The sequence below is a fragment of the Thermococcus chitonophagus genome (assembly GCF_002214605.1).
Taxonomy (GTDB): Archaea; Methanobacteriota_B; Thermococci; order Thermococcales; family Thermococcaceae; genus Pyrococcus; species Pyrococcus chitonophagus.
Map to the genome: position 1 here is coordinate 1,315,432 of NZ_CP015193.1, position 22,937 is coordinate 1,338,368.

27 protein-coding genes, 1 tRNA gene and 1 rRNA gene are annotated in these 22,937 nt (G+C 45.0%); 17 read left to right on the forward strand and 12 right to left on the reverse strand.

What is annotated here, in order from left to right:
• The first annotated feature begins 42 nt into the window (after nucleotides 1–42).
• The gene (locus A3L04_RS07405) at nucleotides 43–945 is read left to right on the forward strand and encodes a THUMP domain-containing protein (protein WP_068578372.1); all 903 of its coding nucleotides are present in this window, start codon (nucleotides 43–45) and stop codon (nucleotides 943–945) included.
• Here A3L04_RS07405 and A3L04_RS07410 read toward each other — a convergent pair.
• Nucleotides 926–1,327, reverse strand: a complete 402-nt coding sequence (locus A3L04_RS07410; RefSeq protein WP_068578374.1) for a DUF555 domain-containing protein — start codon at nucleotides 1,325–1,327, stop codon at nucleotides 926–928. The genes A3L04_RS07405 and A3L04_RS07410 overlap by 20 nt on opposite strands.
• 10 nt (nucleotides 1,328–1,337) lie before the next feature.
• A complete protein-coding gene (locus A3L04_RS07415) occupies nucleotides 1,338–1,631 on the reverse strand; it encodes a DUF357 domain-containing protein (RefSeq protein ID WP_068578376.1) in 294 nt (97 codons plus the stop codon).
• A gap of 55 nt (nucleotides 1,632–1,686) precedes the next feature.
• Between A3L04_RS07415 and A3L04_RS07420 the strand changes: the two genes are divergently transcribed.
• The 5 genes from A3L04_RS07420 (at nucleotide 1,687) to A3L04_RS07440 (ending at nucleotide 4,788) form a co-directional block, all read left to right on the forward strand.
• Nucleotides 1,687–2,088: a ParB N-terminal domain-containing protein gene (locus A3L04_RS07420; RefSeq protein WP_068578378.1), complete on the forward strand. Its 402-nt coding sequence runs from the start codon at nucleotides 1,687–1,689 to the stop codon at nucleotides 2,086–2,088.
• A 46-nt stretch (nucleotides 2,089–2,134) separates the two neighbouring features.
• Nucleotides 2,135–2,212, forward strand: a tRNA-Lys gene (locus A3L04_RS07425).
• A gap of 98 nt (nucleotides 2,213–2,310) precedes the next feature.
• Nucleotides 2,311–2,432 (forward strand): 5S ribosomal RNA (gene rrf, locus A3L04_RS07430).
• A 143-nt stretch (nucleotides 2,433–2,575) separates the two neighbouring features.
• Entirely contained in the window at nucleotides 2,576–4,264 is a 1,689-nt protein-coding gene (locus tag A3L04_RS07435; RefSeq protein WP_068578379.1) for an acyl-CoA mutase large subunit family protein, read from the forward strand.
• A 197-nt stretch (nucleotides 4,265–4,461) separates the two neighbouring features.
• Complete coding sequence (locus tag A3L04_RS07440) at nucleotides 4,462–4,788, forward strand: PadR family transcriptional regulator (protein ID WP_068578381.1); 327 nt, start codon at nucleotides 4,462–4,464, stop codon at nucleotides 4,786–4,788.
• 3 nt (nucleotides 4,789–4,791) lie between these two features.
• Here the strand turns inward: A3L04_RS07440 and A3L04_RS07445 are convergent, their stop codons facing one another.
• Nucleotides 4,792–4,947 carry a 50S ribosomal protein L40e gene (locus A3L04_RS07445; RefSeq protein WP_068324217.1) on the reverse strand — a complete coding sequence of 52 codons (156 nt, stop codon included), beginning with the start codon at nucleotides 4,945–4,947 and terminating at the stop codon, nucleotides 4,792–4,794.
• 62 nt (nucleotides 4,948–5,009) lie between these two features.
• Here A3L04_RS07445 and A3L04_RS07450 point away from each other — a divergent pair, with 62 nt between their 5' ends.
• Nucleotides 5,010–5,306 carry a hypothetical protein gene (locus A3L04_RS07450; protein WP_068578383.1) on the forward strand — a complete coding sequence of 99 codons (297 nt, stop codon included), beginning with the start codon at nucleotides 5,010–5,012 and terminating at the stop codon, nucleotides 5,304–5,306.
• Here the strand turns inward: A3L04_RS07450 and A3L04_RS07455 are convergent.
• On the reverse strand, nucleotides 5,292–5,939 hold the full coding sequence (locus A3L04_RS07455; protein ID WP_068578384.1) for a serine/threonine protein kinase: 648 nt from the start codon (nucleotides 5,937–5,939) through the stop codon (nucleotides 5,292–5,294). The two genes, A3L04_RS07450 and A3L04_RS07455, sit on opposite strands and share 15 nt — an antisense overlap.
• Nucleotides 5,940–6,001: 62 nt before the next feature.
• Between A3L04_RS07455 and A3L04_RS07460 the strand changes: the two genes are divergently transcribed.
• Entirely contained in the window at nucleotides 6,002–7,153 is a 1,152-nt protein-coding gene (locus tag A3L04_RS07460) for an alanine--glyoxylate aminotransferase family protein (protein ID WP_068578386.1), read from the forward strand.
• On the opposite strand, the gene A3L04_RS07465 is transcribed toward A3L04_RS07460, so the two are convergent.
• Complete coding sequence (locus A3L04_RS07465; RefSeq protein ID WP_068578388.1) at nucleotides 7,145–7,726, reverse strand: P-loop NTPase family protein; 582 nt, start codon at nucleotides 7,724–7,726, stop codon at nucleotides 7,145–7,147. The genes A3L04_RS07460 and A3L04_RS07465 overlap by 9 nt on opposite strands.
• Nucleotides 7,727–7,776: 50 nt before the next feature.
• On the opposite strand from A3L04_RS07465, the gene A3L04_RS07470 reads away from it, so the two are divergent.
• Nucleotides 7,777–8,919 (forward strand): radical SAM protein, encoded by a 1,143-nt coding sequence (locus A3L04_RS07470; RefSeq protein ID WP_068579609.1) that lies wholly within the window; start codon nucleotides 7,777–7,779, stop codon nucleotides 8,917–8,919.
• Here A3L04_RS07470 and A3L04_RS07475 read toward each other — a convergent pair.
• Nucleotides 8,909–10,186: a dicarboxylate/amino acid:cation symporter gene (locus A3L04_RS07475; RefSeq protein WP_068578390.1), complete on the reverse strand. Its 1,278-nt coding sequence runs from the start codon at nucleotides 10,184–10,186 to the stop codon at nucleotides 8,909–8,911. The genes A3L04_RS07470 and A3L04_RS07475 overlap by 11 nt on opposite strands.
• A gap of 501 nt (nucleotides 10,187–10,687) precedes the next feature.
• Here A3L04_RS07475 and A3L04_RS07480 point away from each other — a divergent pair.
• Together A3L04_RS07480 and A3L04_RS07485 are read left to right on the forward strand one after the other, a co-directional pair.
• On the forward strand, nucleotides 10,688–10,915 hold the full coding sequence (locus A3L04_RS07480) for an AbrB/MazE/SpoVT family DNA-binding domain-containing protein (protein ID WP_068578392.1): 228 nt from the start codon (nucleotides 10,688–10,690) through the stop codon (nucleotides 10,913–10,915).
• A 93-nt stretch (nucleotides 10,916–11,008) separates the two neighbouring features.
• Complete coding sequence (locus tag A3L04_RS07485; protein WP_231963779.1) at nucleotides 11,009–11,305, forward strand: PIN domain-containing protein; 297 nt, start codon at nucleotides 11,009–11,011, stop codon at nucleotides 11,303–11,305.
• A gap of 82 nt (nucleotides 11,306–11,387) precedes the next feature.
• Here A3L04_RS07485 and gatE read toward each other — a convergent pair whose 3' ends face one another.
• From gatE to gatD, 3 genes are all read right to left on the reverse strand, one after another.
• Nucleotides 11,388–13,274, reverse strand: a complete 1,887-nt coding sequence (gatE, locus tag A3L04_RS07490; protein ID WP_084448892.1) for a Glu-tRNA(Gln) amidotransferase subunit GatE — start codon at nucleotides 13,272–13,274, stop codon at nucleotides 11,388–11,390.
• A gap of 104 nt (nucleotides 13,275–13,378) precedes the next feature.
• A complete protein-coding gene (locus A3L04_RS07495) occupies nucleotides 13,379–13,543 on the reverse strand; it encodes an antitoxin AF2212-like protein (protein ID WP_084448893.1) in 165 nt (54 codons plus the stop codon).
• 318 nt (nucleotides 13,544–13,861) lie between these two features.
• On the reverse strand, nucleotides 13,862–15,178 hold the full coding sequence (gene gatD, locus A3L04_RS07500) for a Glu-tRNA(Gln) amidotransferase subunit GatD (protein WP_068578395.1): 1,317 nt from the start codon (nucleotides 15,176–15,178) through the stop codon (nucleotides 13,862–13,864).
• Between the two features lie 59 nt (nucleotides 15,179–15,237).
• Here gatD and A3L04_RS07505 point away from each other — a divergent pair, with 59 nt between their 5' ends.
• Complete coding sequence (locus tag A3L04_RS07505) at nucleotides 15,238–16,878, forward strand: MGH1-like glycoside hydrolase domain-containing protein (protein WP_068578397.1); 1,641 nt, start codon at nucleotides 15,238–15,240, stop codon at nucleotides 16,876–16,878.
• Here A3L04_RS07505 and A3L04_RS07510 read toward each other — a convergent pair.
• Nucleotides 16,859–18,301, reverse strand: a complete 1,443-nt coding sequence (locus A3L04_RS07510; protein ID WP_068578399.1) for an L-fucose/L-arabinose isomerase family protein — start codon at nucleotides 18,299–18,301, stop codon at nucleotides 16,859–16,861. The genes A3L04_RS07505 and A3L04_RS07510 overlap by 20 nt on opposite strands.
• 49 nt (nucleotides 18,302–18,350) lie before the next feature.
• Between A3L04_RS07510 and A3L04_RS07515 the strand changes: the two genes are divergently transcribed.
• The gene (locus A3L04_RS07515) at nucleotides 18,351–19,280 is read left to right on the forward strand and encodes a carbohydrate kinase family protein (RefSeq protein ID WP_068578400.1); all 930 of its coding nucleotides are present in this window, start codon (nucleotides 18,351–18,353) and stop codon (nucleotides 19,278–19,280) included.
• On the opposite strand, the gene A3L04_RS07520 is transcribed toward A3L04_RS07515, so the two are convergent.
• Nucleotides 19,267–19,542: a DUF3213 domain-containing protein gene (locus A3L04_RS07520; RefSeq protein ID WP_068578402.1), complete on the reverse strand. Its 276-nt coding sequence runs from the start codon at nucleotides 19,540–19,542 to the stop codon at nucleotides 19,267–19,269. The two genes, A3L04_RS07515 and A3L04_RS07520, sit on opposite strands and share 14 nt — an antisense overlap.
• A gap of 5 nt (nucleotides 19,543–19,547) precedes the next feature.
• A complete protein-coding gene (gene tes / locus A3L04_RS07525) occupies nucleotides 19,548–21,311 on the reverse strand; it encodes a tetraether lipid synthase Tes (protein WP_068578404.1) in 1,764 nt (587 codons plus the stop codon).
• A gap of 204 nt (nucleotides 21,312–21,515) precedes the next feature.
• Between tes and A3L04_RS07530 the strand changes: the two genes are divergently transcribed.
• The 4 genes from A3L04_RS07530 to A3L04_RS07545 are packed head-to-tail and all read left to right on the forward strand — an operon-like array spanning nucleotide 21,516 to nucleotide 22,937.
• The gene (locus tag A3L04_RS07530; RefSeq protein WP_068578406.1) at nucleotides 21,516–22,022 is read left to right on the forward strand and encodes a Na+/H+ antiporter subunit E; all 507 of its coding nucleotides are present in this window, start codon (nucleotides 21,516–21,518) and stop codon (nucleotides 22,020–22,022) included.
• On the forward strand, nucleotides 22,019–22,273 hold the full coding sequence (locus A3L04_RS07535) for a monovalent cation/H+ antiporter complex subunit F (protein ID WP_068578408.1): 255 nt from the start codon (nucleotides 22,019–22,021) through the stop codon (nucleotides 22,271–22,273). Before A3L04_RS07530 ends, A3L04_RS07535 begins: the two co-directional genes overlap by 4 nt.
• Complete coding sequence (gene mnhG, locus A3L04_RS07540; protein ID WP_068578410.1) at nucleotides 22,270–22,656, forward strand: monovalent cation/H(+) antiporter subunit G; 387 nt, start codon at nucleotides 22,270–22,272, stop codon at nucleotides 22,654–22,656. Before A3L04_RS07535 ends, mnhG begins: the two co-directional genes overlap by 4 nt.
• Nucleotides 22,653–22,937, forward strand: a complete 285-nt coding sequence (locus A3L04_RS07545) for a DUF4040 domain-containing protein (protein WP_068578412.1) — start codon at nucleotides 22,653–22,655, stop codon at nucleotides 22,935–22,937. Before mnhG ends, A3L04_RS07545 begins: the two co-directional genes overlap by 4 nt.

Genomic DNA, 22,937 nt, shown 5'->3' on the forward strand with positions numbered 1-22,937 from the left:
TTTGAGCTAAATCCTTAAATGCGATTGAGAGAATTGGAACCCATGAACACCGTGATCGTTAGATACGGAGAGATAGGGACGAAGTCCAGGCAGACGCGAAGATGGTTTGAGAGGATTCTAATAAATAACATAAGAGAAGCTCTCGTCAGCGAGGACATTGAGTACAAGGAGGTATTTTCAAAGCACGGAAGGGTGATAGTTAGGACCAATAGAGCAGTCGAAGCGAGTAGCGTCCTTGTCAGGGTTTTCGGAATAGTTTCACTATCACCGGCAATGGAAGTTGAGGCATCCCTTGAAAAGATAAACAAAACCGCCCTCAAGCTGTTCCGAAAAAAAGCAAAAGAGCTCAGCATTAAAAACCCAAAGTTTAGGGTAACCGCGAGAAGAATAACTAAAGAGTTTCCCCTCAACAGCCTCGAACTACAGGCAAAGGTTGGAGAGTACATACTGGAGAACGAGGAGTGCGAAGTTGACCTACACAATTACGATATTGAGGTTGGAATTGAAATAATGGAAGGGAGAGCCTACATCTTTACGGAGAAGATTAGAGGATGGGGTGGGCTCCCCATTGGAACCCAAGGAAAGATGGTAGGAATTCTCGAAGACAAAAAATCCGCTTTAGCAATATTCCTCATGATGAAAAGAGGAGTTGAGGTAATTCCCGTCTACGCGGGCAATGAAAACGTTAAGGAGCTGTGGTTGAGAATAAAGAAGTTCGCTTATGGATCGAAAGGAGACCTCATAAGGGTTGAATCTTTAGGAAAAGTAAACAAGATTATCAAGGACTTTGGAGCAAAGGGAGTTATAAAGGGGTTACAACTTCATGAAGGGACTGAAGAAGAGATAAAGAAGGATAAGAAAATGTTCACAGTTCCCGTTTACTATCCATTAATAGCCCTACCCCAGGACTACATAGAGGATGTCGCTAAGCGAATTCCTCTTTAGCTTCTTCTCCCGCAACAACCCCTCCATTCTCTCCCCCATTATTCAGCTCATGAATCTCGTACAACTTCAAGGGGACCTTTTTAAGAGCCTTGCCTACAACAGCCTTAGCTATTCTCTCCGCATGCTCGAGGCTTTGAGCGTTGAAGACCTTTAAGGTCAGGTATATTCCCACAAGCCCAACGTTTCCAACAACAAACGCGCTCTCAAATTCGGCACCACAAACTGGACACTTTGAGTATCCTATCTCAACCCTAACGAAATCGAGCTTTTCCTTCTCCAATGCGCTTATCACTTTATTTGCGGCAACCTCAATTGCCTCTTCAACATCTCTCACGTCCTTAACTATAATTGGAGCTTCTAAAACTACTATGTAATCTCCCATGGCTCTCACCTCACCCAAAGGCAAACAGCCTGTTGTCGTCTCCCTTAAAGACACCTAACCTCACTCCTGCATCGATAAAGCCGTGCGCATAATTTAAAGCAGCAAAGGCTGTCACATAGTCCCCTCTTTTGAAGTAGTACTCAGCATCTTGAAAGTAGCTTTTGGCCATTGTTAAAAAGTCTTTCGCGACTATATAAAGGTGGCTTCTCTCATCTACCACAATCTCAAGCTTTTCCAGAGCCTCTTTGGTTATCCTGAAGTACTTTTCAAGCTTTTCCTTGGTTATTATATTGTTCACCTGCATAGACAAACACACAAAATCAGCAACAGTTAATAACTGTTTTGCTTTGACATTAGGCATGATAAAACTTATATCAAGAGAGGAGGCAATAAGAAGAGCTGAGAGGATTAAGAGGGAAAATGAACTGATTTATGGAGTTGATTTCGAGATACTCCATGACATAGTTGACATAAGAGAATTGATACCAACGCAAAAAGAACTCAGCAGAAAGAAACTTGAGGCTGTTATTCAACGCGTTCTTCATGGGTATGATGCTCCAATAATATGCCTATATTACCGAGGAAAACTATACCTACTAGATGGGCATCACAGGGTGTATGCTTGTAGGATCCTGGGGACAGAAAAAGTAGAAGCTCTAATTTTAAGACCCAAGAAGACAATAAAGAGTAACATTGGTGAGTCTGTGAAAAGGCAAGGACTCAAAAGCATCGAAGATATGATTGTTGTACATGAGATATAACCGAAAAGCTTATAAAATATCTTTTATCCATGAGAGATCGGGTCGCGGGCCGGTAGCTTAGCCTGGTTAGAGCGGCGGACTCTTAATCCGCAGGTCGGGGGTTCAAATCCCCCCCGGCCCGCCAGACTCTTCTTGGAAATCAAAATATATTCTACAATAATCTCCTTTACCTTCAACACTACCGAAAACTTTTTAAACCATTAACTAAGCAGTAACTAACGGCACGGCGGCCATAGCGGGGGGGCTACACCCGGTCTCATTTCGAACCCGGAAGTTAAGCCCCCCAGCGATCCCGGTTGTACTGCCCTCCGAGAGGGGGCGGGAAGCCGGGGACGCCGCCGGCCGCTAGATTTTTCTCCCAAACACTATAGCTAAAAGAGAATACTCTTTTGAAAATTCTTTCAACTGGACAAAATGTCCACAAAATCTTTAGGTTTGTAAAGTTTTTTATAGGTAAAATACCCATATATGAACAGGTGGCCAAATGATGACGTTTGATAAGGAGGCTTTAAAGAAAATTAAGGAAGAGGAAAAGAGATGGGAAGAAACTACCGTTAGACAGTTCTTACAGAAGGCTCCTGAGAGAAAAGAAAGGTTCCTGACCGATGACGGCTTCGAGATAAAGAGAATTTACACCCCCGCAGATCTGGGGGAGAACTGGGACTACATGGAAAAGCTCGGCTTCCCAGGAGAGTACCCATTCACAAGGGGAGTCTATGCAACGATGTATAGGGGAAGAATCTGGACAATGAGACAGTACGCTGGCTATGCTACAGCAGAAGAGTCAAATAAGAGGTACAAGTACCTGCTGAGTCAGGGGCAAACAGGGTTAAGCGTTGCTTTCGACCTGCCTACCCAGCTCGGCTATGACTCAGATCATCCCCTAGCAGAGGGAGAAGTAGGAAAGGTCGGAGTAGCTATTGATTCCCTGTGGGACATGAGGATTCTCTTCGATGGTATTCCATTGGATAAGGTCTCAACGTCAATGACGATAAACTCAACCGCAGCAAACCTTCTTGCAATGTACATTCTCGTTGCTGAGGAGCAGGGAGTTCCCCAGGAGAAGCTCAGGGGGACAGTTCAGAACGATATCCTCAAGGAGTACATCGCAAGGGGAACCTACATCTTCCCACCACAGCCTTCAATGAGGTTAACAACCGACATAATAATGTACTGTGCAGAAAACATTCCAAAGTGGAACCCAATAAGCATCAGCGGTTATCACATTAGGGAGGCTGGAGCCAACGCTGTTCAGGAAGTAGCCTTCACGCTAGCTGATGGTATCGAGTACGTTAAGGCGGTAATTGAGAGAGGGATGGATGTAGATAAGTTCGCTCCAAGGCTGAGTTTCTTCTTCGCAGCACACAACAACTTCCTTGAAGAAATTGCAAAGTTCAGGGCAGCGAGAAGGCTCTGGGCGTACATAATGAAGGAGTGGTTCAACGCGAAGAACCCAAGGTCAATGATGCTTAGATTCCACACGCAGACCGCTGGTTCAACTCTAACGGCACAACAGCCAGAGAACAACATAATCAGGGTTGCAATTCAGGCATTAGCTGCAGTTTTGGGAGGAACTCAGTCCCTACACACTAACTCCTATGATGAAGCCTTGAGCCTTCCAACCGAGAAGAGCGTCAGGATTGCATTAAGAACTCAGCAGATCATTGCCTACGAAAGCGGGGTAGTCGATACAGTCGACCCGCTTGGTGGTGCATACTACATCGAGTGGCTGACAGATCACATCTTTGAGGAGGCCCTCAAGTACATTGAGAAGATTCAGAAGATGGGCGGAATGATGAGGGCAATCGAGAGAGGCTACATCCAGAAGGAGATTGCCGAGGCAGCATACAAGTACCAGAAGGAGATAGAGGAAGGTAAGAGGATAATTGTCGGAGTTAATAAATTCGTCACCGATGAGCCGATAGAAGTGGAGATACTAAAGGTCGATCCGAGTATAAGGGAGAAGCAGATCGAGAGGCTGAAGAAGCTCAGGAGCGAGAGAGACAGCAAGAAAGTGGAAGAGGCACTAGATAAGCTTAGAAATGTTGCGGAGAAAGAAGATGAGAATTTGATGCCCTACATAATAGAAGCTCACAGACACCTTGCAACTCTTCAAGAGGTAACTGATGTGTTAAGGGAGGTATGGGGAGAATATAGAGCACCCCTAATATTCTGATCTCTTCTATAATTTTTAGGTATTTTATCAATTTGACACTATTTATAACAGTTGAATGTCCATATTTCTTGGTCATTTTTCGCAAATATTCAAGGAATTTTGGATATCTTTCCAAACTAAAGCGTACTGCAACCGAAAAATATTTTAATAACATATGTTTTATGGTGAAAGAATATACGTCTCTAAGGGTGATATAAATGGAGGAGGTATTATTAAGGCTTAAGGATAAACTCACGAAGGAAATGCTCTGGATGTACATACTGAAGTTACTCAGAGAGAGGCCCATGTACGCTTATGAAATCAGAGGACAGCTAAAACGAAGATTTGGATTTGAACCAGCAACGGTTAGCTCCTATGTCGTTCTGTACAAGTTGGAAGAAGCAGGATATGTCACTTCAGAGTGGCACGAGAGCGAGAGTGGTAGGCCTTCAAGGAAGTACTACAAGCTTACAGAGAAAGGGGAAAAATTGTTCGAAGATGGAGTAAAGATAATAGAAAACGTCCTTGAAATGCTGAAGGAGTAGGAATCAGCGCCCTCCTCCTCTTGGCTCCCTTGCCTTTGGCCTCAATCTTTTATAACCGCACTTTCTGCACTTCTTGGCTCCCCATGGATTAGTGGCACCGCACCTGAGGCATATATACTTCTTGAAGATCCTCGCTTCAGCCTCTGGAAACCTCGCCATTTTATCTCCCCCGCCTAAACTTATGGGTGCATTTTTTAAAGTTTGCCGTATACATGACAAGCATGAAGAGAGACATCCTCATCGGTGTAGTATTCCTATTGGGAATATTATTAACGCTAACATTCAAAGACTTTACCTTCCTAATAATCCCCTCAATAGGTATCCCGGCGAGTTTGGCGTACCTAGAAAGGCACAAAAATATCTTGGCAAAATCAAACCTCCTCGAAAGGGATACGCTTATGATCATTGGAATAATAACCCTAGTCACCATCGCGTTTAACTTTATGATAGATCCAAGATTTGGGTTACTTATGCTTGGAACGGTAGTACCATTGATTGCCGGCTTAAAGGGTAGATAGTACTTCAACTACTCTCTTTAAATTTCGGGAAGTTTTGTACTCTCTAAGAGCCAACCTTAAGCTCTCTCGGAATTCGTCGGTAATGCCATATTCCTTAGAGATCCTTCGGGATATCACATTGTCGGAAAGAAAAAGCATTGCCATCGCTGAAGTTAGGTTTTTAGGTCTTCTTTGAGTGCTCGCCTTCTCAAAGTCAATTATCCAAACATCCTTCCCTATTATTATATGCTTACCTCCCTGTATCTGCCCGTGATCTATCCCCAAGGTATCAAGTGCGTAAGCCTTTTCAGCTATCCTCAAAATGTCCTCCTTTCTAGGAGTCAAATTTATGAGAAGCTCTCCCTCAACGTACTCCCTCACAAGTACTTCCCTTCTTTCAATCTTAGTATACAATACTAAATCACCTGTGATGTCCTTACCTTGTAGTATCTCAAGGATTTTAGCTTCTCTCCCCAATGTTTTCCTAGGTGAGTCAGGCCTTTGGTACTTAACTACCACCTTTTTGCCACCAAGGGTTCCCAAAAACACATAACTGGTTGTTCCCTTGGCCAAGAACCTTTCCAATTCTACCCCATAGTCACTTAGGATTGGTTTCAACTTCCTTATTTCATCTTCAATGATTTCTTGAAGCATTTACATCCCCAAGTCCAAATCATTTTTATAGCTATAAAACAATATTGGATCTGGTGAGGGCTATGGAGTACGAGGAAGCCTTTAGAGAAGTTTATGAAATGGTAAAGCCAAAATACAAGCTCTTTACGGCAGGACCAGTCGCATGCTTCCCAGAAGTACTCGAGATAATGAAGGTGCAAATGTTTAGCCATAGATCCAAAGAGTACAGGAAAGTGCACGTTGACACCGTTGAAAGGCTCAGGGACTTCCTTGAGGTTAAGAAGGGAGAAGTTCTACTAGTTCCAAGCTCTGGAACAGGGATCATGGAGGCCAGCATTAGGAATGGAGTTACGAAGGGTGGAAAAGTCCTTGTAACAATAATTGGGGCGTTTGGAAAGAGGTACAGGGAGGTCGTAGAGACAAACGGAAGGAAGGCTGTAGTTCTAGAGTACGAGCCAGGAAAGGCCGTGAAGCCCGAAGATCTCGATGATGCTCTGAGAAAGAACCCCGATGTTGAGGCCGTAACGATAACCTACAATGAAACATCGACTGGAGTACTCAATCCTCTGCCAGAGCTCGCCAAAGTGGCAAAGGAGCATGACAAGCTGGTATTTGTTGATGCGGTCTCAGCGATGGGAGGAGCAGATATAAAGTTTGACAAGTGGGAGCTTGACGTTGTGTTCTCAAGCTCCCAGAAGGCATTCGGTGTTCCCCCAGGATTGGCAATTGGAGTATTCAGCGAGAGGTTCCTAGAGATAGCCGAAAAGATGCCTGAGAGAGGATGGTACTTTGACATCCCACTGTACGTTAAGTACCTCAAGGAGAAGGAATCAACACCCTCAACGCCTCCAATGCCCCAGATCTTTGGCCTAAATGTCGTTCTCAGGATCATAGAGAAGATGGGTGGAAAGGAGAAGTGGCTTGAGATGTACCAGAAGAGAGCAGAGATGATAAGAGAAGGAGTCAAAGAGATGGGCCTCGACATTTTAGCTGAGGAGGGGTACGAGAGCCCAACGATTACAGCAGTTGTCACTCCAAAGGGAATAAAGGGAGATGAAGTCTACGAAGCAATGAGGAAGAGAGGATTCGAGCTGGCCAAGGGTTACGGTAGCGTCAAGGAGATCACCTTCAGGATAGGCCACATGGGCTACATGACGTTCGACGATATAAGGGAGATGCTTGACAACCTCAGAGAGGTAATAAATGAGTTAAAGAAGCAGAAAGGCCTAACATAGTCTCTCTAACTCTTTTCCTTTTATCTTGTATATTGCATTAACCTTCCTGTGCCCCGTTTTTATGTCCCTATAGAGCTCTACGATGATCTCAAACTTCTCCAGCATTTCATCGTCTATCTTTAGCCAGTGCTTAATTTCATCCCAAAGGTTCCTTGAGAGGACTAGGGAAGTTATTATAAAGCCGTATTTGTCTACTAACCTTTCAAGAATCCTGGGAACGCTAACGGTGTGAAGGGTGTCAATTATAACGTAGTCAGGATTTATTGAGTTTATCTTCTCGATTACTTCTTCAGTTCTTACATCGACGCTTCTACCATCAAACTCCGTGTTTATAACGAAGATGTTGTCCTTAAAGGGCTTAAATTCATTATAAGCGGTAACAACTGCTATCTTCCAGTCCTCGGGAATTAAAAATGTCATTGCCTCAACTAACTTAGTCTTTCCTGCCTTTGTTCCTCCAACTACTAAAATATCCTCCCTCCTTTTTAGAGCCTCCTTTAAAACATTAAGGCAGTCCTGGGTTATGACCTCATACCTGAGCAGATCTTCAGGAGTAAAGATGTACACTCCCATTCTTATCCCCAGGGGATAGTATATTTAAGGAGGATAAAAAGGCTTGCATGATGAAACTCAAAGATTTCATAATAGGGCCCAGCAGCCACATCAGCTCACTCTGCCACAGCATAGTTAGAGGAGAGGTCTTCACGACCTGCGAGGTAGGGTGTATATACTGCTACGCTAGATGGTATAGAGGGCCTCACGGGAAGCCAAAGCCCATATGGGACGTCTTTAAGCTAATAAGTGAGCTTGGCAGAATGCAGAGGGAAGGATTAGTGGTAACCCCAGTTAGGTTTTCTGCATTAAGCGATCCATTTCAGGGAGAGGCTAAGGTCACCCTCAAGGCCCTAAAGCTCGCCTACAGGGAAAAGGTTCCGGTAGTTGTGAACACTAAGCTCATTCCTGGGAAAAAGCATGTAAAAATTATGGAAAGCCTCGGGAGTGAGGGACTTTTGGTGTTCCAAGTCTCACTGTCCACGCTAGAGAACTCAAAAACTCTGGAGCCCCTAGCACCTAGCCCCCAGGAAAGACTTGATCTCATAAGGAAGGTCTCTGAGATAGGAATCCCAGTTATCGTTAGAGTTCAGCCCTTCATCCCGGGATGGATTAAAGATATAGGAACCTTTGTATCAGAGGTCGCATCCGCCGGAGCTGAGATGATAATCCTCGAGTTCCTGAGAATAAAGAGGAGTCTTCTTAAATTCTTCTCTAAGATGTTCCCAGGGGAAGAGGCATATAGGGAGGAATGGTCATCCTACCTGCCAGGAACGCCTAATGAAAAGGCCCCTCTAATCCAGCCCCCTCTGAACTATAGGATCAAAGTAACTGAAGAATTCTCAAGGGAAGCAAGAAAGGAAGGATTAGCATTTTCAACGTGCAAGGAGGGGCTTTTTGAGTACCATCACCCACTTGACATGGACTGCTGCGGAATGGAGCTTCTAGGTGTAGACTACGCGAGGAGGCCAACTCTGTGGGATCTCTACCTGGAGATAGTGGAGAAGGGATATGCAAAGCCGGAGGATCTATGGAAGAGATGCGAGCGTGAGAAGCTATTGTGTGGGGATAGGCTTAAACTATATCCAAGATGGTTTAAGAGGGGCTTTAAGGTTCATGAAAAAAGGCTTGAGAGCCTTCTAAAAAAGCCCCACATCCTAGAGAGAATAGCCCCTTCAATAAAATATAAAGAAGGAAAATTTATCAGGCGATAATTCCACTCTTAAGTTCTCCCTCGGTCTTCGCAACAATTGCGGTTCCTGTGAGGTCTCCGGTAACGTTGACCATCGTTCTACCCATGTCAAGGATTGCGTCGATACCAAGGATCATTGCGTAAGCAGCGGCAACGTTTGGATCCGTAAGCGGTAACCCAACGCTCTGGAGAACCATTGCGAGCATTATCGCTCCAGCGCCGGGAACACCAGCTGTTCCTATCGATGCCAGAACTGCTGTAAGGACTATCGTTAACTGCTGGCCAATCGTTAAGTGCATTCCAAGAGCGTTAGCTATGAAGAATGTACAAACACCCTGGTATAGAGCGGTACCGTCCATGTTTATGGTAGCTCCCAGTGGAAGCGTGAAGGAGTATATTCCCTCTGAAATACCCATCTCCTTAGCAACCCTCATTGTAACCGGTAGGGTACCGCTTGAGCTCCTCGTAACAAAGGCGGTAAGCATGGCATCCTTAGCCTTGCTGATGAACTTGATTGGATCGATACCGAAGATCTTGAGGAGGACGAAGTACACAATGAGTATCTGGAGGAACAGTCCAACGTAAACTGCAACGGTAACCTTTGCCAGCTCTCCAACAACTTTAACTCCCTGCTGAGCCATTACATTAGCTATTAACGCGAAGACACCAATGGGAGCGTACTGCATCACTCCACCAACGATTTTGTACATTGCCTCAGCTAAACCATTGATCGCGTTGAGTAGTGTTTCAGCGCTCTTCCTTACTTTCTCATCCTTGCTGTTCATTAGGTACGTTATTGCAATTCCAAGAACTATTGCGAAGAATATCGTTGGTAGAACTTTACCATTGGCTAAAGCTCCGAATGGATTTGTTGGTATTATGTTGAGCAGAGTCTGAACCATGGAAGGAGCTTGCTTTGCTGCAAATTTCTTCCCAGCTTCAACCAGCTGAATTCCCGCTCCGGGGTTGAAAACCCTCGCCATTATTATTCCAAGGGTAACTGCAAATGCTGATGTCAATAGGTAATAAATAACTATCTTAACACCAACCCTACCAAGCCTTGCTGGGCTTATGCTCGCTGCACCAACTACCAGTGAAGCGAATACTATTGGCATCACTAGCATCTTCAGGAGCCTAACGAAGAGGTCACCGAATGGTTTGATGTAAGTCTTCACTGCATCTGCGTAGCCATAGTGGCCCGCTATGAGTCCAAATATTGCACCCAGGATAAGACCGATGAGGATCTTCTGCAAAACAGGGTATTCAAGATATCTTTTAAGGATGCCCATCTATGCACACCTCCGCACAAATGTATATCGAAGCCTGATATCGAGCAGGAGAGTTATATAAGTTGTTAAACATATACATTTAAATATTCGTCTTCTGCCATAGAGAATTTCGACAAAAATCGTGCAAAATCAATGCAAGTTAAAAATCAAGAATCTTAGGAAATTGTGGAAATTGTCAGGTAGCTCACCCAATCATCACCGCTCAGCGAGGCAGGCTTCATCATCCATTAAAGAGGGGGAGAGAAGGGTTAAAAAGATGGAGGTCAGATACCCTAGGGCTCATCACGCTTCAGGTCTAGCGAACTTCATCATCCTCCAATAAGCCCATTTCAAAGGAGAGTTAAAATACTTATAGCCTATTTGTGAAGTTTATTAAGTAACTCCCACTGGCAGATAAACGATGCTAGTTCCACCCCTGTTATTAGAAATGGTTAGAGTTAGACGTCTGAACTCTTCATAAATATAGTAGGTTGTAATATCTACTAGTAGGTGTGATGTACTATGGGCGTCACTAAAGTTACTAGGAATTACCAGATAACCATTCCTGCTGAGATCAGGAAGACTCTTGGGATAAAAGAGGGAGAGCTCCTTGAAGTGTACCTTGAAGGAGACAAGATAATCATTAAAAGACTAGAAAGGAGAAGAAAAAGGCTTAGACTTGGGAAGAAGCTCCCCCCAGAGGAAATTGAAAGAATCATAGAGGAGGGCATGAAAGAATGCGCGGAGTGATTGATACCAATGTTTTCATATATGACACCTTCGAGGATTCTGAGTTCCACAAAGAGGCAGAAAAAAATTTTAGAATCTCTCGATGTTTGATATGTGCCAAGCATAGTTCTCCAGGAATTTGTTTGGTTTTTCAAAGGCGTTGGGTTTTCCGTTACTGAAACTTGGGAAATTCTGAATGGTTACACTAAGGATCCAAGGTTTAAAGGGCTTAATGATACTCCAAAAGTTGTGGAAAATGCTCTCAGAATTTTAATTGGAGAGAATCTTTCTCTCTCACGCTTCAATGATGCGATGATATTAGTTCATGCCCTCGAAAAAGGTGCTTTTGTGACCTTCGATTCGAAATTCAGAAAATTGGCCAAGAGACAAGGAGTCAAAGTTCTTCCATAAAATCCACTAACTCTAGCGAAACATGTATTGGCTTACAGCAAGTAATTTGATAGGTTCTGCTCCAGTGCCTTACAAAATAAAATCAAGAGGACAGCTCTTGGAGTTTCTTCCTCACGATCTGGCTTACCAATTTACCATCCGCCTTGCCCCTAACTCTGGCCATTACCCTTCCCATTATTAGGCCCATGGCTCCCATACCCTTAGCCTTCACGACATCAATGTTCTGCTGGATTACCTCTTCAACTATCCTCACAACCTCTCCCTCGCTCAACAGCGTTAGCCCTTTTTCCTGGGCCACCCTCTCAGCTGTCTTCTCCGGATGCAGGGCTAGCTCCTTGAATATCTCCTCAAAGGCCTCCTTCGCTATCTTTCCTTCCAGATAGAGTTTGAACGCCTCCCTGATGTGCTCTTCGGTGATGTTCTCAATTGGTACTTCCTTTCTCAATCCCTTGAGAACGACCACCAGAACCGAGGCTGCAAGCGATGGCTTAACACCCATCTTAATTAGTTCCTCAAATAATTCGTCCCTCTCGTCGTCAACCAGCGTTTGTGCTAGACTTTTGTCGAGCTTGTACTCTTTGATGTACTTTTCAACCTTCGCCTGGGGCAACTCTGGGAGGTTCTCCTTTATCCTCTTCTTCAGATCATCTGAAATCCTCAGGGGAGGTATATCAGTCTCGGGATACATCCTTGCCTTTCCTGGGAGAGGCCTCATGTACTGCGTATTACCATCTGGAAGGGCCCTCCTTGTCTCTTCAGGAACACCCTCAATTGCCTCCCTCGCACGCTTAATTACTTCGCGAAGGGCATTCTTCGCCGTTTCCTCCTCAGCGGCAACTAAAACGAATGCATCTTCTTCTCCGAGGTTGAGCCTTTCGATTATCTTATCGACTTCCTCTTGGGTTATCCCGTAGTTTGGCAACTCATCAATGTGGAATATCCCAGGAACGTACTTCTTTGCTCTGTCCGCAAATTCAGTCCCCAGTCTCCTGCCGGGCTGAATTTCCATCCCTATTAGACCCCTGAACTTGGGAAGCTTTATCGCTAAAACCCTTCCTCCCTTCTTGATAGTTCTCGCGATGATCTTTGATTTGGTATTCTGGAAGATGTCGGTTACATCGTAGAATTCTTCCTTTATGTCTTCAGGCTTAACCCCTCTCTTCCTAAGCTCATCCCTTATCTTGAGAAGGTTTAGTTGCCTCTGCACTTCCCTCTCTATTATTAAAGGAATCATATCTAACTCCTGAACTCCCTTTATCTCTATTCTCGCTCCTCCCTTTATTGAGACGTTTAGATCCTGTCTTATGGTTCCAAGACCGCGCTTGACTTTCCTCGTTGCCCTCAGGGCATCTCCAATGAACTTTGCTACAACTTTGGCCTGCTCCGGATGGTGTATATCCGGGGTTGTGCTTATCTCGATTAGAGGTATGCCGAGCCTGTCTATCCTGTAGATTACCTCCTTATCTTTCCTCTCAATAATTCTTGCGGCATCTTCCTCAAGGCATATCGTCGGTATTCCGACGGTTCCCCAGGGCGTCTCAACTTTTCCGTCTGTAGCTATTATGGCCGTCCTCTGGAATCCAGAGACGTTTGATCCATCTATCACTATCTTCCTCATGTAGTATACCTCATCCACGGGCTTCGCGTTTAGGAGGTAGGCAATTTGCAGTGCAACCTCTAAAGCCTCCCTGTCAGGACCCCTTGGAGGTTCCTCATCCATATATACGAGATCACTCAGCTCATTGTTTCCTTCATACGTGTATATCCTTCCCTTTTTGAATTCTTCAAGTGCCGCAGGGTCAACTTCACCTAGCTCGCTCATGGTAGGCCTTAACATTCTTTGGAATGTGAAATCGACATTATCAGTTAGCTCGCTTGGAACTGGTGAGAACAGCTTATTTGTATCGAGCTGACGGTGAATTTCAAGACCAACTTTTAGTCCTACCTCTTCATAATTTATGTTCTCCATCACTGCACCCCCGCTGGAATAAAGCGAGAATAATTTTAAGCATTATGAAGTGCAAGATAAGAACAGGTTAATTACACAAAAACATAAAAACATAATAAAGGAAATCACTCAGCCCAAGTAAGGTACTCGTAGTAGTCCTCATCCCATCCCTCAAGCTTCTGCTCCTTAATTTCATCCCTAACTACAACCTCCACTTCTATCCCCTCCTCAAGTTCTGCCATGTCCAGAGGCTTGAAGACGCCATCCACATAAACTGCCCTAATTCTCATCGAACTCACCTCGATTTCATCGAACCTAATTCTACCATCCTACATTATATCAGGAAATTCTTAGATAAATGTGACGAAAAACCTTATAAACTTTTCGATATTTCATGGATATAAACGAAACTTATTCGTCAAATGTTATATGGGGGATAGACAATTGGTCAAATAGACAATAAGATGCATGAAACAAAACTAGAACATCAATGATCTTGAAAATGTAAAGTGGACAGAACTGACCTCCTCCTCACCTAGGGTTCTGGCGTCATCGGGCACAGCCAGGACCCTCAGAAAGAAGAGGAGTACAGAGGTATAAAAATGGAATCAGATTAAATATGTGTTTGGCTTCGTGTAGGGGGTTATTTCTCCAGCATAATTAGTTAGCATCATTTTTCTGACCTCATTGAGATCCTGGGTGTGGCCCAAGACCCACATTAGCTTTACATAGGCAGTCTCTGGCAGCATATCCTCACACGGTATAACACCGGCCTTTAGTAGCTTCCTCCCAGTTGCATAAACGTTCATGTTGACCCTTCCATAGAGACACTGACTAGTCATGCACACGGCAACCCCCTCTTCCACAGCCCTCCTTATTGAGGGTATCATGTCGTTTGGCGTATGACCAAGCCCAGTGCCTTCTATAACTATTCCCCTGTATCCCCTGTCAACAAGGAAATCTATTATCTCAGGGGCAGTGCCGGGGTATATCTTTACCAGAGCAACTTTTTCCTCAAGTTTATCGTCAACCCACACTTCTCCTTCGCCCCTCTTCCTGTAATCATCCCTCAGGAACTCTATTCTTCCATCGCCCCATATTTTAGCTATTGGAATATCGTTTATGCTCCTGAAAGCATCCCTTCTGCTCGTATGCATCTTCCTCACTTTGGTCCCCCTGTGAGCAAGGCAGTAAGTATCCCCAGTCTCTCCGTGCATTACAACCATTACCTCTGCCACTTCACTAGTAGCCATCCTAACGGAGCATATCAGGTTCATCGCGGCATCACTACTCGGTCTGTCGCTACTCCTCTGGGCACCCACCAATATTACGGGCTTGGCAAGATCCCTGAGCATGAAGCTTAGGGCCGCAGAAGTGTAGCCCATCGTATCGGTTCCGTGTGCAACAATAACACCATAAGCTCCGGAATTCAGTTCCTTTGCGACTTCATGAGCTATCTTAATCCAGTGTGAAGGCTTCATATCTTCGCTGAAGATGTTAAAGAGCAATCTCGGCCTGACGTTTGCTATCTCAAATATCTCCGGGACGGCTTTAGCAAGCTCCTCAGCTGTGAACGCTGGGTAAACTGCTCCAGTCTCATAATCAATTCTACTGGCAATAGTTCCGCCGGTCCCCAGGATAGTCACGCTCGGAAGGCCGGGCTTGGGCTCAAGCTCCGCCTTGAAGTGAACCTCTGGCTTTGCCTTTGCCTTCTCAACAACCTCTATAGAGGTTATCTTATCCACGGCAATTCCGATGTTGTATCCATTGTCGAGCTTTATAACGAGCGTATCTCCTTCTGAGAGCTCATAGGGGGGCATTACAAGGCCTTCGTATTCAATTTTCTCCCCATCCTCTAGCTTAACGAGTCTGACGTAATCACCAACTTCAATTCCATGTTTCTTCATGAATTCCTCAACATTCATTTCGCTCCCCCACTCAGAAAGGGAGAAGGAGTTTAAAGCATTTTATCCAAACATATCCCATGCTGTCAAGCGGGCCTTCCTTCGTCAAGATAGATCGAGATAAGGTAAGCATATTCTCCTACGATACCGAGCTATGCGAGCTTGAAGTAAAAGTGGAAATGCCGAATAAGAGGATAAGGGGGCTCAAGGATAATGAATACACCGAAAGGATAATAGTGGCAAATCCCAGTGAGAGAAGTGCTAAAATTAACCCGCAGATTATTATAAAGCCCAAGTTTAGGGATATATTTGAGGTCCGGGGAATAGCAACCCCACTTAAGAGGAAAATCGAGGTTTCTGAGAGAAGGTATACCTACAGAGGTGTCGACGGATTTGAGAGATGGTTCAAACTCTCCATGGAGGGAGATGCAGAGGTTAGGCCAAAGTCCTTTGGAGAGGTCAAGGTAAGGGTGACCTTCGAGACAAATCTCCCAATAAAAATGAGGAAGTATAAGCCCAAGATCAAGGGAAGAGGGCTAAATGGACTACTAGAAAAAGCAATCACTCACATTTCAATGTTGAGCGTCCAAGTTGATGGAAATCCAATACTGCTCGCTGGAATCCCCGACTATTACTGCATCTTCGGAAGGGATTCCATAATCTCCTCCCTCTTCCTCCTGCCATACGCCCCAGAGTACGCCAAAGGCACCCTCAAGGTGCTAGCAAGGCTCCAAGGAAAAGATGTCAATGAAAAAACATTGGAGGAGCCGGGCAAAATACCTCACGAGTTCAGGTTAGGAGAGTTGTCGCTCTCGGGAAAAATGCCCTTCTCTCCCTACTACGGCTCGATAGATGCAACACCCCTCTATATAATCCTCGCATGGGAGTACTTCAAAGCAACTGGCAACGAAAAGCTAATCAGAGAGATAAAGTGTGCGATTCTTGGGGCTTACGAGTGGATTCTAGCAAAGCTTAAGGAGGACTTTGTTCAGTACGAGTACGCAAATCCCTTTAAGCCTATGAATCAGGGATGGAAGGATTCTAAAGAGGGAGTTCCTGGAGCAAAACCTCCAATAGCACTTGTGGAAGTGCAGGGATATGCATATGGGGCCCTCATGGGAGTATATAACCTGTTAGGAATAGGAGAAGCCAGGGAAAAAGCGAAAAAGCTGAAACGAAGATTCAAGAGGGAATTCAAGGGGAAGAAGGGCTACAAGCTTACCCCAGACTCAGATGTCCTGGCGTCAAATCAAGGCCATCTACTGCTCACGGGGATAGCAGATGACACAGATAGTGTAGTTAAGGGCCTATTTTCACGAGAGTTGATGACCAGATGGGGGATAAGGACCCTGGGTGAGAATGAAGAAGCCTACGATCCCTTCAGCTATCACAATGGGAGCATATGGCCGCACGACAATGCAATAATAGCCCTGGGCCTTTCTAGGGCGGGGGAAAAGGAGAGGGCAGATGAAATCGGGAAGAGAGTTATGGATGCACTTTGTAGCCTCAACAAGATCCCAGAGCTGTACGCAGGCCTTGACTCACCCGTTCCCTTCGAAGTCGAGAGGGCAAATGAGCCACAAGCCTGGGCTGCAGCGGCAATATTCGCCTTCATAACGGTGGCCGTGGAAAATGGAAAAACATCGCTTCCAGACTTAAAGCTGAAGTCTAGGGTAAACGTTGAAGTTAAAGATGGAGAAGTTAAAGTAAAAACTCCCTGACGTCAAGGGGATCAGCAAGGTCAACGGCTTTAATCCCCCAAATCTTTGCAACTAACTTCAGCTCCTCGGTGTAGTCTCCAGGAACGAGGCTTAAGTGGTTTGCACCCATAACATTTATGAATTCTTGGGCATCGAGGGGGTTCTTTATTGCAGTGTGTGGCCACTGCTTGCCCCACTTGAGTTTCTTCTCAATCTCCTCTGTTATCTCAACTCCCTCAGCTAGGAAGTACAGCAGGTAGTATTCGCCGTTCCTCCTTATAAGCCTCGCAACAGTAAACTCAGCGGGAGGTGTTCTGTACGTTAAGGCCCCTCCGCTCTTCCCCTGACACTGACCCTGTATAGTTACGGCCCTGAGGTTTTCCTCCGGATCCTCACTGAGCTTAGCGTAGTAGAGGGAGGAGGCACCACAGTTGGCTATTATCACTATCTCGTCATCCACGTACTTTATATCGCCGAACAGAGGAGGCTTTCCGCTCAGGTAGTACAGAAGAGAGGAGCTTATTGTTCCCTTGACATCACCCTCGCAGGTGGCCGGGACTATCGGCTTCTCCCCGAATGCATCGGCATTGAACGGGAAGAGAGCCGGGATTAGACAGGCCGTGGTTCCATAAATCTCGCTTAGCTCCGGCTGGCACTTTATCGAGACCCCCGCAACTTCACCCTTATACCTCTCCCAGACTTTTTTGGCGCCTAGATAAATCCTTATCTGCCTCTTTAGTGAATCAGGAGTGAGCATTTTTTCATCGAACTTAACATTTGTCTTCTCAAGCAGCCAGCCGTAGAACCTCTCGACGTCCTCTTCACTCACATCCTGGTGGAGTATTACGTACTGATCAAGCATTATGAAGTCCCCGATGAATTCCTTAAGCCTTGGAAGATCGTCCATTAAATGCTCCATTCCGAGCGTGTATGGACTCCCAAAGAGCAGAAGCCTCTTCCTTGAAAGCTCACTCACCGCCTCAACTGCCCTAGCCCAGGATTTAACTAGCTCGACATCCCCAATAACTCTAGAGTGCCTCAAAGCGTGCTCATTAACACTGCTCTCCCAGAGGGAAGCTCCAACGGATGTAACGCAGGTTGCCCCGGCCCAAGCTGGATCCCCATCCGAATAAAGGAGAACTGGCAAGTTCGCTTCCTTAAGGAAGTACGTGACTAAGTTACTCTCGGTCCAGTGCCACAGCCCCAGGATAACTCCAGAAATGTCCTTGGATTTAGCTATCCTCCCAGCCTTTATAGCTTCTTCAATGCTGTTTATTCCAAATATATCCCTTTCGTATTTCCCGAGCACGGCGTTTATATCAAGGACTTCAAACTCATTAGATAATTCTTTAATTAAGGAATTATGTTTTTGTTTAATTGCTTCCTCTCTTTCCTTGGATAGGGCCGTTGGTCTTGGGTCAGTAAATGTGACTATTCCAATCATGGCAATCCCCTTTAATAGTTGGGAGGGAAGATAAATAAATGGTGGTACCATGATAACCTCGGTCGGAGAAGTTCTCATAGATATGATAGCAGCTGAGGAAGGAGATTTAAAGGATGTTGGAAGGTTTGAAAAGTATCCTGGAGGCGCGCCGGCTAACGTTGCCGTTGGGGTTTCTAGACTAGGCGTGGAGGCCTCTCTGATAAGCAAAGTAGGAGATGATCCCTTTGGAAGATTCCTGATCGAAAGGTTGAAAGAGGAGGGTGTAAGCATAAATGGCATTGCCATCGATACTGAAAAGCATACAGGAGTTGTATTCGTCCAGCTTAAAGGTGCTAAGCCGTCCTTCATACTCTACGATGGCGTTGCATACTTCAACCTGAAGAGGGAGGATATAGATCTGAAGATCCTTGATGAGTCGAGAATAGTTCACTTTGGTTCCGTTCTACTGGCGAGAAGCCCAAGCAGGGAAACAATGCTATGGGTAATGGGAGAGCTCAGAGACAGGGCAGTTATCAGCTTCGACGTTAACATAAGGAGGGATCTATGGAGAAATAGAGAGGAGGAGATGTTCAAAACAATTGAAAAGGCCATAAAACTCACCGATATACTTAAGGTCAGCGATGAGGAGCTAAAACTATTGGAAGGAGAAGGAATAAAAGCAGAGGGGAGGTTACTGACCGCAATAACACTCGGAAAAAAAGGATGCATTTTAAGGACTCAAGAACATGAAGTTGAAATCCCAGGATATCCAGTGAAACCCATCGATACAACAGGTGCAGGAGATGCCTTCACATCAGCACTTCTTGTAGGTATCATTGCATTTAGGGAGTACTTTACTGAAAGCACTTTAATGAAAATCGGAAGGTTTGCAAACCTAGTCGCTGGCCTATCAACAACTAAAAGAGGCGCATGGAGCGTTCCAAGAAAAGAGGAATTAATGAAATATAGTGAGGCAAGAGATATAGTCAATAGGCTTTAAGCTTGTGGTTCCAACTCATGCTCTCCTCTATAACTTTTTCTAGGCTAACTTCCTCCATCCCTGTGACGTTTGGCTGGAAGTCCTTAAGCTTTTCAAGTATTTCCTCGAGCTTTATCTTTGAGTCATCAAAAGTTATCCTAGCCTCCCTGAGGTACGGATTTATGAATACCCTGTAGATTGCATCGTTGAGGGAAAGCTCGTATTGAAGCCTCATAGCATCTTCCTCGCTGATCTTAGCAAGCTTTATCGTGATTCTCTTCATATAAATCACCTCGCGAAGTAGTTTTCGATGTCGATGTACGTCTTCCTGTAGAGCTCACTCTTCTTCATTTTCTCAACAAACTCCTTAGTTCTCACGTACTTGTCCTTCCTGTACTCCCACTCTGGATGTAGCTTCTTCCACTCCTCCCATGAGTAGCTAAACTGTCTCTGAACCTTATCCCTGTATATCTCAGGGATAACGTTGAACGTACAGAACGGAACTATCCTCCCGTCGGGCATTGCATAGTGAATGACACACCTCTCGACTCTCTCAACGTCATAGTTGTACTCGTCCATGAAGTGCATCATTCCAAGGAACAATGTTCTAGTGTGGAACTTACCGAGAGCATCGTAGTTTCCGTACATGAATGCATTCTTGATTAGCCCTAGGACATCGAGACCCTTGGGAGCGTACTTTTCATCGTAGAACTGCTTGAACTTAAGGAATACTGTCTCCCCTATTGCTTTAAGCTTTGCAAGTCCCTTAAACCTAGCCTTTTCGATTTCATCGGCCTTCTCTAGTAGGAACTCAACGAAGCCCTCTACATCTAAGAACCTTGGAATTGGGATTACCTTCTTCTCTTCTTTGTCAAGGAATACATAAGTTGCAGCACCGCACGCAAAGTGGCTTGTCATATAATACTTTCTTTCAGTAAATATCTCAAAGAACCTAGCTATGTGGCCAGCAATTGGAATCGGATACCAGTCTTCCTTTGCTATTGCACCGTTGGTTTGCTCCTCTATCTTCTTTATTGCTCCTGCTATCGTAATCCTGAACCTCTGCCTCTCCTTCTTTGGAACTCTACCAACGAGAGATATTGGCTGGAAGTTAACTCCCCTGACTATGTCGAGATGGTTAAGACCGAAGTTAATTATGGCCCCCGCCTCGTGGTCGTTTACGTTCCTTATAAGAGTTGGAACGAGAACTATTCCAGGTCCTCCAGCCTTTCTCACGTTCTCAAATATCAAAGGTATCTCCCAGTGGTTCTTCCAGTTAGTTTGGGGCGTCATTCCATCGTAGCTGAGATAGAGCGTGTTCACGCCAGCTTCCCTTATCTTTTTCACGAGCTCTGGCTCAAAGGCAAGCCTTATTCCATCGGTGTTTAGCTGAACATGGTCATAGCCTTCCTCCTTTGCTATCTTAATTATCTCAATTAAATCATCCCTAAGGGTTGGCTCCCCACCAGTGAATTGAACTGCATTAGCTCCTATTGGATGCTCCTTCTTCGCATTTCTAAGCATCATTCTAATCTGGTCAAGAGTTGGCTCATAAATTGGTTCTCCTTCACGGGCATAGAAGAAACAATACCAGCAATTTAAGTTACATCTGTTCGTTAGGACAATGTTCAAAAGGCTAGTATGGGAGCGGTGTCTTGCACAAAGACCACAGTCAAAGGGGCAGTTGACACCTGTATTCTCAACGTTCACGGAGAACAACTTTTTCTCTTCAAACTTCCATCTTGAGAATCTGTAATATAACTCCACATCTTCGTAATATAGATCAGTTATCATGCCCTCTGGACACTTTTTGGTTATCCAAACCATGCCATCTTTTTCCCATACAACAGCTGGAACAACCCTTCTACTTTCGGGGCATAGCGAGTATGTCCTGTGAGGTAGAGAGCTACCATAACCCCTGCTTGCACTCTTTAGCATTTTTTCAAACTCTTCTTCGGTTATCTCCGGGAATTCAATTATCTCACGCATTCTTCTGGTGAGAGTTTCGAATTCTTTTTCACCGCTAGGGATCTCTCCCACGTTTTCAGCCATACCACCACCTGCCGAGTTTTCTAGCCCAAAGTATAAAAAGTTTTGCGCATATATGAAAAATTAGCTTCATAGGTCTGCATTAGTACATAACTCATGGTTTTAAACTTCAATATTCGGGGCAAACATTTATAAAAGTTTGTTCTAAACCAATGGTGTATTTAATGGAAAAAATTTTCATGCAATGACCATTTTGGAGGGTCAAAAATGACAGAGGCAAGCCGAGTTAGCAAGTACTTGTACACATTCATCGTTTTATTCGTAATATGGCTTTTCTTAACGGCAAGCCTTGATCCCCAAGAACTCCTCATTGGGGCAATATTTTCTGCAATCGTTGCATTGCTCACGTATGACATCTTTACAACCAGAGGACTTGCAAACCTTCACCCAAGAAGAGTTGCCTACTTCATAGCGTATATCCCCTACTTCCTATGGGCCATGATCCTTGCAAACCTTGACGTAGCGTACAGGGTTCTGCACCCAAAGAGGCCGATAAACCCAGGAATCGTCGAGTGCAGGACAGAGCTTAAGAACAACGTAGGCAAGTTAGCGTTAGCCAATTCAATCACGCTGACCCCAGGAACGATAACCCTTGATGTCGATGGCGACAAGTACTTCATACACTGGATAGACGTAAAGGATGCCTCAGTTGAAGGGGCATCGGAGAACATTACGAAGCCTTTTGAAAAGTTTCTAAAGGTGATCTTCGAATGATGGGGATTAATATTTACCTTGCTTTGATAGCGATAGCAACCCTCCTAAGCATGTATAGGGTCTTTAGAGGGCCAACAACAGTCGACAGGCTCGTTGCTGTAGATATCATGACTACTATAACTGTCGGCCTTATGGTACTATTCTCCCTGTACTACAAGAGGGCAATCTTTCTCGATGTGGCACTGGTCTACGCGATCCTATCGTTCGCGGGAGTCATAGCGTTCGCGAGGTATCTGGAGGGAGGCCTATGAGCGTTTTGGCTTGGATTGGGGAATTTTTGGTACTGTTTGGAACGATATTCTACTTCCTCTCAACTTTAGGTCTCATCAGGATGCCAGACGTTTACAACAGAATGCAGACTGCTACGAAGAGTGCAACGCTTGGTTCCTTGGGCGTTATAGTGGGAACAGGCCTCTGGGCCGTGGGGAAGGGATTAAGCATTGCATGGCTAACTAAGGCAATAGTGATTGGGGTATTCCTCCTTCTCACGAACCCAATAAGCGCCCATGCCCTAATCAGGGGAGCTTACAAGTCAGGAATCCCCCTATGGGAAGGTAGCGTTGTTGACAAGTACAGAGAGCACCTCGAAAAGAAGGCTTCCGAAAAGAAGGAAGTTGAGGAGGGAGAGGAATGAACTGTATAGCGTGTATAGAGTACGTTATAATAGGCCTCATGATTATTTCAGCAATTCTCGCAGTTGAATGGAGGGATTTGCTAGCTGCAGCAGTTGGTATGGCAGCTGTAAGCCTGTTCGCATCGATACTGTTCTTCTTCCTCCAAGCCCCTGACGTCGCAATGACTGAGGCAGCCATCGGAGCAGCACTCAGCGGAGCGGTGTTCATCTTCGCAATCAAGAGAACGTATAGGTATGAGACCGAGGAAGAAGAGAAGCCCGGCTGGTGGGTGAGGTGGTGA

Bases quoted from the DNA above. Each gene is read 5' to 3' on its own strand.
- A3L04_RS07405 (WP_068578372.1), top strand. From the start codon at position 43: ATGAACACCGTGATCGTTAGATACGGAGAGATAGGGACGAAGTCCAGG.
- A3L04_RS07410 (WP_068578374.1), bottom strand. From the start codon at position 1,327: ATGGGAGATTACATAGTAGTTTTAGAAGCTCCAATTATAGTTAAGGAC.
- A3L04_RS07415 (WP_068578376.1), bottom strand. From the start codon at position 1,631: ATGCAGGTGAACAATATAATAACCAAGGAAAAGCTTGAAAAGTACTTC.
- A3L04_RS07420 (WP_068578378.1), top strand. From the start codon at position 1,687: ATGATAAAACTTATATCAAGAGAGGAGGCAATAAGAAGAGCTGAGAGG.
- A3L04_RS07435 (WP_068578379.1), top strand. From the start codon at position 2,576: ATGACGTTTGATAAGGAGGCTTTAAAGAAAATTAAGGAAGAGGAAAAG.
- A3L04_RS07440 (WP_068578381.1), top strand. From the start codon at position 4,462: ATGGAGGAGGTATTATTAAGGCTTAAGGATAAACTCACGAAGGAAATG.
- A3L04_RS07445 (WP_068324217.1), bottom strand. From the start codon at position 4,947: ATGGCGAGGTTTCCAGAGGCTGAAGCGAGGATCTTCAAGAAGTATATA.
- A3L04_RS07450 (WP_068578383.1), top strand. From the start codon at position 5,010: ATGAAGAGAGACATCCTCATCGGTGTAGTATTCCTATTGGGAATATTA.
- A3L04_RS07455 (WP_068578384.1), bottom strand. From the start codon at position 5,939: ATGCTTCAAGAAATCATTGAAGATGAAATAAGGAAGTTGAAACCAATC.
- A3L04_RS07460 (WP_068578386.1), top strand. From the start codon at position 6,002: ATGGAGTACGAGGAAGCCTTTAGAGAAGTTTATGAAATGGTAAAGCCA.
- A3L04_RS07465 (WP_068578388.1), bottom strand. From the start codon at position 7,726: ATGGGAGTGTACATCTTTACTCCTGAAGATCTGCTCAGGTATGAGGTC.
- A3L04_RS07470 (WP_068579609.1), top strand. From the start codon at position 7,777: ATGAAACTCAAAGATTTCATAATAGGGCCCAGCAGCCACATCAGCTCA.
- A3L04_RS07475 (WP_068578390.1), bottom strand. From the start codon at position 10,186: ATGGGCATCCTTAAAAGATATCTTGAATACCCTGTTTTGCAGAAGATC.
- A3L04_RS07480 (WP_068578392.1), top strand. From the start codon at position 10,688: ATGGGCGTCACTAAAGTTACTAGGAATTACCAGATAACCATTCCTGCT.
- gatE (WP_084448892.1), bottom strand. From the start codon at position 13,274: ATGGAGAACATAAATTATGAAGAGGTAGGACTAAAAGTTGGTCTTGAA.
- A3L04_RS07495 (WP_084448893.1), bottom strand. From the start codon at position 13,543: ATGAGAATTAGGGCAGTTTATGTGGATGGCGTCTTCAAGCCTCTGGAC.
- gatD (WP_068578395.1), bottom strand. From the start codon at position 15,178: ATGAATGTTGAGGAATTCATGAAGAAACATGGAATTGAAGTTGGTGAT.
- A3L04_RS07505 (WP_068578397.1), top strand. From the start codon at position 15,238: ATGCTGTCAAGCGGGCCTTCCTTCGTCAAGATAGATCGAGATAAGGTA.
- A3L04_RS07510 (WP_068578399.1), bottom strand. From the start codon at position 18,301: ATGATTGGAATAGTCACATTTACTGACCCAAGACCAACGGCCCTATCC.
- A3L04_RS07515 (WP_068578400.1), top strand. From the start codon at position 18,351: ATGATAACCTCGGTCGGAGAAGTTCTCATAGATATGATAGCAGCTGAG.
- A3L04_RS07520 (WP_068578402.1), bottom strand. From the start codon at position 19,542: ATGAAGAGAATCACGATAAAGCTTGCTAAGATCAGCGAGGAAGATGCT.
- tes (WP_068578404.1), bottom strand. From the start codon at position 21,311: ATGGCTGAAAACGTGGGAGAGATCCCTAGCGGTGAAAAAGAATTCGAA.
- A3L04_RS07530 (WP_068578406.1), top strand. From the start codon at position 21,516: ATGACAGAGGCAAGCCGAGTTAGCAAGTACTTGTACACATTCATCGTT.
- A3L04_RS07535 (WP_068578408.1), top strand. From the start codon at position 22,019: ATGATGGGGATTAATATTTACCTTGCTTTGATAGCGATAGCAACCCTC.
- mnhG (WP_068578410.1), top strand. From the start codon at position 22,270: ATGAGCGTTTTGGCTTGGATTGGGGAATTTTTGGTACTGTTTGGAACG.
- A3L04_RS07545 (WP_068578412.1), top strand. From the start codon at position 22,653: ATGAACTGTATAGCGTGTATAGAGTACGTTATAATAGGCCTCATGATT.